We start from the raw sequence: 13,710 nt of genomic DNA on the forward strand, positions 1-13,710 counted from the left end.
AAAATTAATTTTATATTATATTTTCATTACTTCAAACAGTATACAACTTGCTATAAAGAATCTATACAATTATCTCAAGTTCCTCTTCTACATTGCTTAAAATTACAAAGTCAACATTATTATGCAATATTTATTCACAAAGTATAAGAATATTTTTTATAGGAAGCCGTTTCTTAGATTAACAACCCCTTGTATAATTTTAACTCTATTATCTGGTCCTGTCCTTTTTCTTATATTTCTTTGATAGTCTTATTATAAAATCTAATAAATTTATTCTCGATTTCAAGCAAACATCCAAGATAATTGGTTCCTTAAACTTCACTACCTATCAAAAAGCTTTTCACACTCATATCAATACCTACGACTTCTCTTTTCTTATTTTAGTATTTAAGCACTCAAATACTACTCGAATAGCATTTATTACCAATATCGCTTACTTATAGTTAAATTCTTAATGATTTCACTATTTTTAAGGCCTCTATATAATTCATTCTCTATTATTTTACTTGAATTTTATACTGACTTGTATTTACACTTTAAGAACTTTTTTGTCTATTTCATAATGTTTCTTCTAACGACTTAGCCTCATATATATGCAAACTTAATATATCCGAACCTTTTATCAAAATATTTATCTTGATTAATAACTGAATATATTCTACATTTATATGCTCTACCGGCACCCATATGATCATTGAGCTTACAATAAATTCATAACAAGTAAAAACAAAAAAAAATCAACTTTTAACAATCACTGTATATATTCTATTAATCCTCCATCTGTTTTAATTAAAAATTATAGATATAAATGCATAAAAGATAAAATTACATCTTATCTTCACTTAATACTAAGTCCTACACACAATCTTTACAAAAATCAACTCTCACTGAATATAACTATGATAAAAATCCTATTAATTTGTTACTAAAATTTGCATTCTACTAATTATATAAAACCTTAAATACACTAACAAATTCAAAAACCATTGCTTCAATGGTAGACAATAAAAAAATGTTTGAATAAACACTATTTAAAAAATTATTTGTGGTAAGACAGTTATTGACTCATCTTTACTGAAAAATTTCTATCGATATTATTAAGAAAAACATACAAAATAAATGAATTATAACAATAAAAAAGTTTTCATCCAAAATTTACTAATCAAAAACACACCATTGACAAAATATAATGTTTAATATACAATATCCTCACAACTTTTTTTGAAGGAGTAAATCAATTGAAAATTTTATCAAAATCTCATAATAAAAAACAAAAAAAAAATTTCAATAATCATCAACATAAGTTAATAGTGTTAATATCTACACTAAATTATATGAATTTAACCTTAAAAAAATATACACAAAGTAATATACTTTACTACTTTAATAACAATATGAAACGAAATGGTCAAAAAATCATAAAAATTAAAACATTGCAGAGCTATTTATACAAATTAGAAAAAGAACTGCAGGTAACAATCAATTACTATAAACATCTAGGAAAAAATTATGGAACAGAAATTTATTATCAACTTAGATATCCTAAAAATAAATGCTATCACAAAATCAATTCATACTTTAAAAGAAAAAGAGAAAAAAAATTTAATGAAAGAGTTTACAAATATCTATGTTTAAAAAATATCAATGTAGAAAAATGGGAGTGTATAAATAATATAAATAATATAAATAATATAAAATCACAAAAAGGAGAAAACCACAATCAAAAAAAATCCAATAAACAATTAGACAAAACAAACAAATATTGTAATAAAAGCCAAAACACAATGGCAAAAACAACAAACAAAAAGGAAAACTCCAAAAAAGAAATTAGAAACAATATATTTAGCATATTACTTGAACAACTGAAACAAAAAACAGAAACTAAAATCTTAGCACCATTAATAAAAAACTACCTAGACAACACAAAAAATCTTAATTACACTAAAATAATTAACAATCAATACTATTACGATCTACTAAAAATACTAGAAAAGGCCTAAATCATAAATCCAAGGAATAAAAATGGAAAATCTATTTAAACGATTAAAACAAAAAGCAGAAAATTTAAAATTAAACACAACCAAACAAAAAGCCAAAAACACCTTCAATAGAACAGAAATAATAAACGGAAAAAAAATATATCACACAAAACTATTCAATGACTTTTACACATTTGGCGTCAACAAAAAACAAAAAAATAAATTCTTAATAGCTCTTAAGAAATATTCACAACCAAACAAAGAAAAAAATATATATATATTTCATCTATTCAGCGTCAAAGGAAAAGATGAATTTCTAGGAATCCATTATTCTATCAAAAAAATACAAAAACCTTTAGTCATTCAAAATATAGAAAAAAATGAGTTTTACACAATAAGATGGTGTGTTTGTATGGAATTTAGATTTAAAACAGGTTCTATTATATGTTATCTTACAAACTTTTACTCCTTGCTAAGAAAAGATAAAACAAAAACTGAATATTATAAAAAACTATTAAACATAACTCTAGAAATTGAAAGACAAGTATACACCTTCTACAATAAAAACTTGCCCGGAGCAATAATAACTGAATGGATAGAAAAAAAACAAAAATAACAACCATGATATCAGTCAAAATAAATATAAAAGTAGGATATCCCAATCATTATTCTATTTAACATTATAGAAAAAATATTGACTCAACATTTCAACAGAATACCAAATAACGCAAACACACAAATAATACACATAACTTAAAGCAAAATTTACCAAAAAATTATTTTTTTATATCAAACACAAATATTTGAAAATTGACAAAATTGTTGTATAGTTTATTTAAGGTTTGATACACTTACGTATCACTCTTTCAGAAAAAGAAATTATAAAACCAATTAAAGGTTTTGTTAGAGACTTTAGGTATAAAATCTCTAATAAGACCTTTAATTTTTTATTGTAAAAACATCTATGCGTCTCAAAAAAGTGAAAAGTTTTATTCATAATCCCGATATATGAAAGCTCAACAAATAAAATACACGTGAATCATATTGAAAATGAACTATTATAATAATTAGAAAATAAAACAATTTAATAAAAAAAATAACTTTCCCAAACGGAGAGGAGGGAAAGTTAATAATGTACCAAAAGAATAAAGACATACTTTAGGTACGCATAAGTTAAAAGAAGGTGAATGGAACTCATTTCACAGAGTTCCATTTATTTTAAATGAAATAAAAGCTTTCAAAAAGCCACCAAATATTACTTCAATAAAAAAACAATACTTAAGATTATCCAATATCATTAAAGATAGTTTTTCCATTATATTTATTGTATATCGTGATTTTGAAAATTCAATATCTTAATACACAAAATAGAGTGTTTAATTTTGAAGTTTTTATTTGTTTAATTAAGTATAAAATTAATTCTATGAGAATGATAGAAGGACACTCTTTTTACAAGGTTTCTGAGGCACAAGAAGTCCTTAAAAGTAAGTTTAACTATAAAATTACAAAGAGTCATTTAAGATACAAATTAGAAGTTCTGGAATGTTATATCAGAGTGGGGAATATTATGTTAATTCCCGAAGACTTTTTGATATATTTAACCCTTAGCTTGCTTGAGTTTAAAAATAATGAAAGGTATAAATTTGAGATAAAAAGAAAAATTAGGGAAAAGATGCCAAAATTTAGAAAATTAATATCAAAAGTAATAACAAGAGAATGAATATAATGAATTAAATATACAATTTAATTACATAGAGCAAATATTATTAGAATTAGACTTGTTAAAAACATGACTTTTTGTGTTTCTTCTAGTATTATCGAGTATAGCAGTATTAATATAAATCCAATATTTGGTTAATATGATTCAATTTATATTGACAAAATATTTATGATATGGTTGAATATAGATTCAGGCTTTTTCTTTCAAATAGGAGAGGTATTATGAAAAAGAGTTTTGATAACAAAATGATATAGTCCATTTATCAATACTTTGTAATGAATTTTAATATTTGTGCTTATGCTAGGCAAGTTTATCTTTTATAAGACCTTAATATAAAAATTAGGAACAAGATGATAAATAATCTGTAAAAATAGTTTTAATTAATGATTGTAAGCGGCAATGTTAGTCGCAACTTAATGTAATTCTTCAAGTCATATTCTAATGGTAAAACATTGTGAATGTGGCTTTTTTATAATTCAATTAATAGTATTAAATTATGTTTTATCATTTTTATGTAAGACCTACAAAAACAAAAATTTCACCTATAGGTTTTTAATAATTGTTATAGCATTAATTATGTATGAACTTTAATTTTTTATCTTATATTGGAATTATATTTTTTACTATATCAGGCATGAATAACCACATTTCATATAACAATATTAATACTGTGGGCGAATATTATGATTAAGGCAATAGATAAAACATTTTTTAATTTGATCTAGAGCAAATCTAAAGAAAGTAGTATTAATCTTAGTGGATATCCAAAACGATTTTTTATCGTCAGAAAGACTTTCTGTCCCTTATGATAATAATATTATTCATTCAGTAAACCAACTATCAGGCTTATTTAGAAAACCATCGTTACAACTAAAGATTTAGATTGTTAGAACTTATATAAATTTTAAGTAATTTTAGTTATAACACTTGGTCTGAACATTGTATGCAAAATATATGGGAACCAAAGTTCTCAAACGACTTAAATGTTAAAGAAGTGATAGCCGTTTTTTTTAAAAAACAGCTAAGATAAAAATTATGACGGTTATGGTGAATTTTATAAAGATTCTAGTAAAAAAATAATAGCTCTTTTAGATTATTATTTATAATAAGCCAACTGTATTGAACTTTGATATAAGTGCAATACCATTAATACTTGCAATTTAAGATTTCAGCCTTATTGAATTGAGCTATGTTACAAGTAAATATTTCTTCTTTGCCAAGACAGATCGTCATGGGATTTGAAAGGTTTTAGTATATTAACTTGTTTGGCAGGAGATGGGTATGGTTTACAGTTGACTGTAGCCTTATAAAGTTAAAATTTATATATTTAAGTTGTACTCTACATTTATTTATATTACAAATGCAATCAAAAGCGTCTTCGAAATTTTTATATATAAATGCGTATAGTATTATATACCAATGATAATCAAAGTTATTTAGAATACAGGTTTTAAAATTCATAATTTTGTAGTATAATAAAAAGCTGTTATTTATGAATATCATGATAAATCCGTTGGTTATTATTAATTTAGTTATTATCTTGAATGGTTGTAGTGTGGATAAAAAAGGCAATGTAGGTACGCAATTTTATGAGAATAATTTAGATATGTTGTTATACGATAATGATTCAGATCATAATAATTTTCAAGATGACCAAGATATTTGGCAACATTCCCAAGACGGTAAAAAACAAATCGAAAAGAGTAACATTGGGCAAACAGATGCAAATAATAAGGCTAAAGAAATAATTCAAAAAGAAATCTTACATGATCATATAGATGATCAAAGGATTGCAAGTGCAGATATTTTAGAAGTTGAGAAGTTAGATGGTTATCTGTTACGAGATAATATACTGTTTTCTGTACAAAGTGACATAAGCTATGTAAGCGAACAAATAGTTTTTAATGAAGCTTTTAAAAGCAATGATATATTATCAAAGATAATGTTTGAAAAAGAATTGTTAGAAACTTATAAACAAAAATTGAAAAATACTCTAAATGAAGAACAAAAAAAAGCATTAGAATTTTTGGAAAGAGCTTTGGTTAATAAAGTCGATAAGTTAAATGAAGTTTTAGGCTTAGATGAAGATGAAATTAAAAATATGCTTGATATAATAAGCAAAAATTTAGACAGTATAAGGGAACTTGAATCTGTTAATGAGCTTATTTTAGATTTTGATAATTTCGATAGTGAAGAACTTGTATTGAAGATGAGTAATGAGGTTAGAGTTGAGTATACAGAAGTAAAAAATGACCTAAGTGAAAAAATCGAACCTTCATTGGATGATTATTCGTCTGTTATAGATGCTCATTTCAATGATGATGATATAAAATCTAGTGTGAATAATATCAATTCTATTGAAATTTTATCACCTTAGTTCAATTTTGATTTTTCAGAATCTTCTCTTACTATAGAAAATATAGATATATCATTTGTGTATAAATTTATGTTAAATTGATAGGATTGACATATTTCTTTAGATATGGTCATATATTTTTTATGAGATATTTGGTCTTTTGTGCTATTTCAGATAAACGATATTTCTCTATTATACTTGGGTTAGTATTAACATAATTTTGTTTTTGGATGAGATTGATAGATATAAAAGTTTATTCTATAATTTTTGACTTAAGTGTTAGCATCAATCATTTGCACTGAATATCACATTATAGGATAATTGATAATTGGTTTGGCTTATTAGGAATTACTTCTATATCTTGATATTTATTTGTTATTTAAGATATATAAATATACAGAGACTAACTATTGTTATTCCTATGAGAGTATATTTATAATATTGATTGGCAGTGAATAAATATAAAGTTAAAATTAACATTTCAAGCATTAAATGGAAAATTTGAAAGTTTCTTTTAAGTAATGTACATAAATTGAAAATAAGCTTTTTTAGCTTGTTGTAAAAGCATGCTATACATAAAGTTAGACAAGAATACATAATTATTGAAGCCATAAGAACCCTCATATTAATATTGTCTTAATTATAGCTCGAGTTTTTAAAGATACATAATTTTATGCTAATGAGTTTTGTTTTTTATTGCTTTTTTTGTTATTATAGTTGATATATTGTTAGCTTTTAAAGCCAACAATATAATTGTTTATTACACATGTTTTAAAATACTATGATAGATAATCTAATATTCTTTTGTATTAAGACGAGTATAGCTTTACGAAATTATGTGTTTTGGATTTATATATTAATATAAATAGTTTTGATTTGTTAGTATGAAAGTGTTTATTTTATTCGCGCTTGTTTAAGGATCATTATATGAAAGTGATTAAGTTTCCTAAGAGGAAGAGTTTTAAGTCTGAACAAATTGATATTGAAACATTTATAGCTCAAGTTGATTATACTACTGCGCAGTTGGATAGAGAATTCAGAGAGTTTCAAAGACAGTATGGACTAGATAAAGGGCTTGATGATTGGATGGCACATATAGAAAGGGAAAGCTATCTTAGAAATCAGAAAATTCAGGTAAGATCTGAAACTTTGAGTTTTCGTTTTGAAAAAAGCCTTAATAATAAGTTGAAAAATAAATAAAAATATAACCTAATATTGGTTAATTCCTTTATCTTTTTAAGCTTTTCATAATTTTTTTTAGATTGAGGGTTTTGCTTTCCTTATAACTTGGATTTCTAATTAATATTAGAATATTAAAAAGTCATTTAAGTTTTCTGTAAGTCTTAGTTTGACGAATTTTACATATTTTATTAATATAAAATTAAAAAACAATATATGATAATTTTAAATTTATGAGGGTGTATACTTTTTGAATACTAATGTTGAAAAAAGAGATTTATTAAATAAGGAATATAAAGTTTTAGATAAAGGCTTTATAAAGCTTATTGATTATATGGGTAGTGATGATAGGATAGTACAGGCATCAAGAATTTCATATCGAAGTGAGAGCATTAAGAGAGAAGATGATGAGCTTATTGATTACTTAGTGAGAAACGAACATACAAGTCCATTTGAACAAGTAGTATTTACATTTTATGTTAAGGCCCCGATATTTGTTGCAAGACAATGGATGAGACACAGAACAGCAAGAATTAATGAAGTATCTGGTTCATATAGTCTGCTTAGGGAAGAATTTTATGTTCCTTTAGAAGAGGATATAAGCATTCAAAATGTTGATAGTAATCAAAATGAGTGTGAGAGAATTGAAACTAACTTTGTAAAAGATATAGTAAGTGATTTAAAAGCGAGTCAAAAATCTTGTTACAAGCTATATCAAAATATGATAGATAGCAATGTTTTAAAGGAAGTTTCTAGAATAGTTTTACCTTTAAGCTTGTATACTGAATGGTATTGGCAGATTGATTTAAAAAATCTTTTTCATTTTATAAAATTAAGATTAGCATTAAGTGAGTCAAAAGAAGTGAATGAAACCTCATCAAAAGAAATGCGTGAGTATGCCAAGCTATTGCTAGATGTCGTTGAGGAAATTGTGCCGATTGCTACTAGAAGTTTTAAAAATCATATTTTGAAGGGGTGTAGATTTTCTTATGAAGAGATAATAGCAATTTCTGGTGCTTTGGATATCAGTAAGTTAAAATTGGATGGTCAAGCATTAAAAAGATTAAAAGATAAGCTTAATGTTAAATAGTCTAACGAGTATAAGAAGTTTTTCCTAATTGTATATTTAGTAATAGTAATAATGAATTATATTTGTAATTTCTGTGGTTTTTGATTTTATAAGTAGTTTGTTTGTAGCATTTTAGGTATTATCTAATTCAATATGTATATTACATATTGAATTAGAAGATTTTTTATATTAATTAGTTTAATTGGTCTCGTGTTTATAAGCAGAAATTAATGTATCAATAGCGTTAGCAAAAGTTGTTCCTCCAGTGTAGTTGTCTTTATTCAAATTTATAGCACATTGTTTTGTTTATTCTATAATATTTTCTAATTGAAAAGCCATGACTCTTAATGCACCAATAATAGGGCTGAGAGCTACCGATGTTAACTTCTTGATGGAAAGTCTTAGCAGAATTAGCGAAAGAGTGAGCAGCCTTGATGAAATTATTAGAGTTAAAGTTAGAAGTGATGTTAACAAAAGCATCGATATAAGCTGTGACTGCAATATTTATAGTAGTAATGAAAGCCTCACCAGCATCTTTAATGGTTTGAAATGCTTGAGTAGTATTTTGATCTTTTACAAGGTTAGCTTGTTCTATAGCTTGTTTTAAGCTTTCAATTGAGTTAATCAATGCTTGAGGCTTAGTATCTTTTATAGATTCTGCTAGTGTTTGTAGGTCTTTAATGAGATCAGGCTTATTAAGTTTTTCAATAGCATTTTTGCGTATTTGAGCATTTGTTTCGCTAGTGCAAAATACCATGTGATCTTTGCTACATTGAGTATTACGATTATAAATATTTTTTAGGGTATCATAATAGTCTTTAGAATCGATAAGAAACTTTTGTAATCTTTCTATATTCTCTTATGTTAACTTTGAAGGTTGTACTTGAATTATATGTTCTTTTTTTTCTTCTTTAGGATATATAGAAGAATTTATTGTTTTTTGTAAATGATGATCTTGCATATAACTTAAAGTGTGTTTGTGTTTTTCCTTTTCTTGAGTTCTGCTAGCATTTGTCATAGTATCATGAAATTCGAATGAATTATTATTTTCTTTTATTTTTTTAACTAATTGAATGGCCTTATTGAATATTATATTTACTCCCTTATCCTATTCATGTTTATTAAATAAATATCCTCAGATTTACCTTAGTCATTACTTTACGTTATTTAACACATGAACCTTTCAAAGGATTGAAATCAAGAGGAAGAATTATTCTATTATTTGAATTATCCTCTTTACTTTCCAATTGATCTTCAATATAATGTAACATTAATCTTTTAAAAGCTGCTTTTTGCGCATTATCATCATGACCATCATGAAGACCTTCTTGACCATTAATAGTATGACCATGATGAGCAGCTTGACTGTCATGACAATTTTCGAGTGAAATTTGTATATGATCCAATATTACTTTTAATTTATTCAATTTATCTTCATCTACACTCAAAATACGGTTAAGCTGATAATTATTTCCCTTTAAAACTTCTTTTAAGAAGTCCAATCCTTTGTTTTGTGTTTCACTTAAATGTTCTCTTAATGCTTCTTCGGGTGTCTTTTGTGTAGCTGCTTGGGTTTCCAAATTTTCTTTATTGCCTTTACTCTTACTAATAAGACCACAGCTACAAATGATCAGTAAAGTAAACAAAATAAAATGGATCTTCTTCATTTAAAACTCTCCTCATGTTTATGATTTAAGTAAATTATATATCAAATCCTTTTGTTTAACATACAATAATTGTATTTTTAGATATGGATATGTTGGTGTAAGGTTTTTGATTTTATAAATAAAAATTTAAAATTTGTTAAAATGTTTTTTTGAAAAAACAATATATAATCTATATTTTAGATATAAGTTGTGAGAGGAGGCTTAAATGAAAATTAGAAAACCATTAGGTTTATTAATAATTACCAGTTCTTTATTTAGTGGATGTGATTTAGTAGAGCAATTCATAGCTGAAGGTAAAGATAGACTTGGTAACAAAGAAGCATTAATTTTTGATGCTATGACTGATGGTACTTTAAGCAATCAAAAAGGGATTCAATTACCAAAAGGAAAGAAAAATACTTTACCACAGGAAAAGAATACTGAGATTGCTTCAAATATTGGCAGTCAAGTTGATAGTCATGATGATAATCTTGCCCCAGGATGGTATAAGATAAGTGGATTTGCTGGGGGTGGACGTCTTAAAGGAGCAGAAGGAGAAACAACCTATGTTGGTTTAAGTGGTGATATAAATACCTTTAATGCAGGTAAGCCACTTGTAGGAGCAAGAGGACAAAGAAATAACTCCACACTTGGTAGTGTAAGTGGAGAAAAGAGTATTCCTGCTATTACTGAAGAGTCCTATGGTTCAAATGATGTTGTTGAGTTCTCTTATGGCACTGTTGAACCTATCATTAGTGGACAAAATAGTAGTAATTTGGTTACTGAAGAGCAATATGATTCAAAAAATATGTATGTATTTGAGGATTCCTATGCCTCTGCACCTGTCTTAACTGGACAAAGTGGTGGCCTAGCTGGTGAAGAGTATGACTCAAATAGCTTTGATGTATCTTATGATTCTGCATATGGTGTAAGAGGACAAAGTAGTGTTGTGAATGAAGATTACGATAGAGTAGTAATTGATTCTAATGATAATAGAAGTAAAGTAAAAGAATACTTTAATGGATTAAAAGATAGGTTGATAGCTATTAAAAAAGGTAAGTCTAATGAAGTTATTGACAAGTTAATAGCTTCTGTAAATAAATTAGCTGCTGCTACTGGTGGTGATAACATTAGTATTGGAGAAATTAGTGCTAGCAACAGTAAGGCTTCTGCTATTTCTGAGAATGCAAGTGTTTCAACTATTATTAATGAAGTTAAAGAAATAATTGAGGTTGCAGAAAAATCTGGTGTAGAGATTAAAAACAAGGGTGTTGTTGGTACCCCTGTTAATGCAACAGATAACACTACTGCACTTGCTGCCCTTAATGGTGGTAGTGGTATTAATTATGATGATGGTGGTGTTGTTAGTGTAGAAGCTGGTATTAAACTTGCTAAAGAAGTGGCTAAAGCAGATCCATGGGCAATGATTGATAAAATAAGAAATGCTACAACTAAAACCACTTATATTGATAATAGGGATAATGATGCAGGAGAATTAGTTACTGGTAAGACTACTTCTAATAAGGGTGCTGGTGCCAAAAGTAATGCAGACTTAGCAGCAGCTGTTGCATTAAAGGCAATGAGTAGGGATGGTAAGTTTGCAGCTTATAAAAATGGTAATGATACTGTATATGTAGAAAATATTAAAAAAGCTGCAGCTAATGCTGTTAATAAGGTATTAGGTGCGATTCATGCAATTGTTATGCAAACATTACAAAAGATTAAGTAAGTAGATCTTTAAGATATTTGGGATTAAATTTTTATATGAGATAATAAATTATGTGAGAAGTGCTTGATTAAGCACTTCTCTTTTTCAGCGGATATCTTAATTAATTTAATTAATATAATATTTATTAACTTTTTTAAGTTATCAATGTATACCTTGAATCATTTTATAGCTTTAACTTGTCTATTATTTTTTCCAGTAAATATTCTGAGTTAATATAATGCAATTATTGCGTAAATAGAGTTCAGTATATAATTGCTTTTGGTATATTTTAATGCGTGTTTTTTCACTAAAGTTATGTCTTTTTTGGAAATTTGAATTTGATTAAGTGTTGTTATTGATATTCTTATTGAATTAAGATTTAGGTTATCTTTCTTATAAGGTTTTGGATTTAATATAATATTTATGAAAAATGATCAGTTGTATTTGTTCCATTTATCTATGAATTTTATTTTGTATATATCTTTTGTATGAAGTAAAATCTCTAATTTTAGAGGCATCATTTAGTCTTTTTAGGAAAATTGCTTTATATGTTATTTTTGAAGTATTTTGGTGTAAAGCTTGAATCTTACTCAAATTGCTGTAATTTTTATACTTTAGAGGAGGGGGAAATGAAATCTAAAAATAAATATATAGCGTTGGGATTACTTTTAAATTTTATCAGTTGTGATTTAATATTAAACGATGAAATGAAAGAGAAATCTCTAGGTTTATTAGGTAAGATTCAACAATCTGTTTTGGATGGCAGTGAAAAATCTGTTGAAAAGTCTACTAAGAAAAAGAAAAAGGTTGTTAAGAAGAAGAGAAAACCATCTGCTGTTGTTAACCAATCTATTGTTAATAGTGATGTAGCACAAAATTTAGTATCAGGTGGTATGATTGATGTTCTTAAGGAACAGTATAGTGTACAAAAGGATATTACATTTGCGAATGGCCTTAATAAAAATGATGAAGTAGTTCTTAAAGAAGAAAGTCCACAGGTTGTATTATCAAGTATAAAAACTGAGCTTAGTAAAGAAAAAATACAAGAGCCGCAAAATATAGAGATAACCAATGAAAATTCAATTACTGGAGTTGAAACTTATGATAGCGTAAAATCAACATCTCATAATAGCAGTGCAAGTGTTGAGCCAAAAAAGGAAGTTATTGTTCAAAACAATGCATTTGATATTGACTTTACTATAGATTCAGATTTAAGCCAAACTATTTCAGGTTCAAATTCTTTTTCATATGTTGAGGAAATAGAAGAAGATGAGGATGATTACTACTTTCAAGAGGGAGAAGTAATAGAAGATGAAGAAGATGAGTATGAGTTGGAAGATAAGAAATTATTTGAAGAAGAAACAAGGCTAAGTAATCGATATAATGCTTATCTGTCAGGCGTTAGACATAATGTGAATACAGCAATTAGAACAATTGATAAAATATATAATAATTTTGAATTATTTGCGACACAAAAATTCAAGATGCATTCTACACGTTTTGATTCTGTTGTCAAAGCTCAAGCTAAAGAAAGGGCCAAGGAATTTACAAAAGAAAAACTTGATCAAGATCTTAGTACACTATTAAATTGCATTCAAGCTGGAGCAAAGACTGCAGCAAATCTTGTACGAGTGTACGAAAAGAAAGCAAAAACACTATTAGACGGACTTGAGACAGAAGCAAGAACTTTAGTTGCAAATATTAAAAAGGAAACTGATTCATATGAAGGATATAAAGCAATATTAAAAAGTACAATTCTAGAAATGAAAAAATCTCTTAATATAGTGAAATTTTATATTGGAAAATAATTGTCATTGATATTAAGAAGTAAAAAAAGATAATTAATGGTTTAGTATCTTAAACAGACTATAATGTAATTGTAGTCTGTTTTCAATTTATTAATGTTAAAGTTTTATAGGCTTGAATTAAGCATATAAACTATAATAGTGATAATAGTGAGGTTTTTAAAATTAATTTTTGCATTATAAATGTAGAGATAAGTAGATATTGGGATAGAGGTCTCGCTAGCTTTGTACTAATAACAACTAAACTA

Annotated in this window: 12 protein-coding genes; 8 read left to right on the top strand and 4 right to left on the bottom strand. The window is 26.4% G+C overall.

Annotated features, from left to right (window positions below; all coding sequences use genetic code 11):
* Positions 1–557: 557 nt before the first annotated feature.
* Positions 558–695, bottom strand: a complete 138-nt coding sequence (locus tag bcCo53_RS07065) for a hypothetical protein (RefSeq protein WP_246938458.1) — start codon at positions 693–695, stop codon at positions 558–560.
* A gap of 543 nt (positions 696–1,238) precedes the next feature.
* On the opposite strand from bcCo53_RS07065, the gene bcCo53_RS07070 reads away from it, so the two are divergent.
* The 6 genes from bcCo53_RS07070 to thyX all read left to right on the top strand — a co-directional run bounded on the left by bcCo53_RS07070 (position 1,239) and on the right by thyX (position 8,324).
* Complete coding sequence (locus bcCo53_RS07070) at positions 1,239–2,000, top strand: plasmid maintenance protein (protein WP_051428633.1); 762 nt, start codon at positions 1,239–1,241, stop codon at positions 1,998–2,000.
* A gap of 22 nt (positions 2,001–2,022) precedes the next feature.
* Entirely contained in the window at positions 2,023–2,595 is a 573-nt protein-coding gene (locus bcCo53_RS07075) for a DUF226 domain-containing protein (RefSeq protein ID WP_025408814.1), read from the top strand.
* Positions 2,596–3,402: 807 nt separating this feature from the next.
* Positions 3,403–3,699 (top strand): hypothetical protein, encoded by a 297-nt coding sequence (locus tag bcCo53_RS07080; protein WP_081725098.1) that lies wholly within the window; start codon positions 3,403–3,405, stop codon positions 3,697–3,699.
* 1,492 nt (positions 3,700–5,191) lie between these two features.
* Positions 5,192–6,076 carry a hypothetical protein gene (locus bcCo53_RS07085; protein WP_025408812.1) on the top strand — a complete coding sequence of 295 codons (885 nt, stop codon included), beginning with the start codon at positions 5,192–5,194 and terminating at the stop codon, positions 6,074–6,076.
* A gap of 906 nt (positions 6,077–6,982) precedes the next feature.
* Positions 6,983–7,255, top strand: coding sequence for a hypothetical protein (locus bcCo53_RS07090; RefSeq protein ID WP_025408811.1), 273 nt, complete (start codon positions 6,983–6,985; stop codon positions 7,253–7,255).
* A 313-nt stretch (positions 7,256–7,568) separates the two neighbouring features.
* The gene (gene thyX / locus bcCo53_RS07095) at positions 7,569–8,324 is read left to right on the top strand and encodes an FAD-dependent thymidylate synthase (RefSeq protein ID WP_425387124.1); all 756 of its coding nucleotides are present in this window, start codon (positions 7,569–7,571) and stop codon (positions 8,322–8,324) included.
* A gap of 256 nt (positions 8,325–8,580) precedes the next feature.
* On the opposite strand, the gene bcCo53_RS07100 is transcribed toward thyX, so the two are convergent.
* From bcCo53_RS07100 to bcCo53_RS07110, 3 genes are all read right to left on the bottom strand, one after another.
* Positions 8,581–9,156: a hypothetical protein gene (locus bcCo53_RS07100; RefSeq protein WP_425387119.1), complete on the bottom strand. Its 576-nt coding sequence runs from the start codon at positions 9,154–9,156 to the stop codon at positions 8,581–8,583.
* A gap of 6 nt (positions 9,157–9,162) precedes the next feature.
* Positions 9,163–9,321, bottom strand: coding sequence for a hypothetical protein (locus bcCo53_RS07105; protein WP_155806388.1), 159 nt, complete (start codon positions 9,319–9,321; stop codon positions 9,163–9,165).
* Between the two features lie 145 nt (positions 9,322–9,466).
* Entirely contained in the window at positions 9,467–9,970 is a 504-nt protein-coding gene (locus tag bcCo53_RS07110; protein WP_025408809.1) for an Mlp family lipoprotein, read from the bottom strand.
* 205 nt (positions 9,971–10,175) lie between these two features.
* Between bcCo53_RS07110 and bcCo53_RS07115 the strand changes: the two genes are divergently transcribed.
* Both bcCo53_RS07115 and bcCo53_RS07120 read left to right on the top strand, forming a co-directional pair.
* On the top strand, positions 10,176–11,678 hold the full coding sequence (locus bcCo53_RS07115) for a variable large family protein (protein ID WP_025408808.1): 1,503 nt from the start codon (positions 10,176–10,178) through the stop codon (positions 11,676–11,678).
* A 608-nt stretch (positions 11,679–12,286) separates the two neighbouring features.
* Positions 12,287–13,465, top strand: coding sequence for a hypothetical protein (locus bcCo53_RS07120; protein WP_025408807.1), 1,179 nt, complete (start codon positions 12,287–12,289; stop codon positions 13,463–13,465).
* Positions 13,466–13,710 lie beyond the last annotated feature (245 nt).

This window comes from Borrelia coriaceae (assembly GCF_023035295.1).
GTDB lineage: Bacteria > Spirochaetota > Spirochaetia > Borreliales > Borreliaceae > Borrelia > Borrelia coriaceae.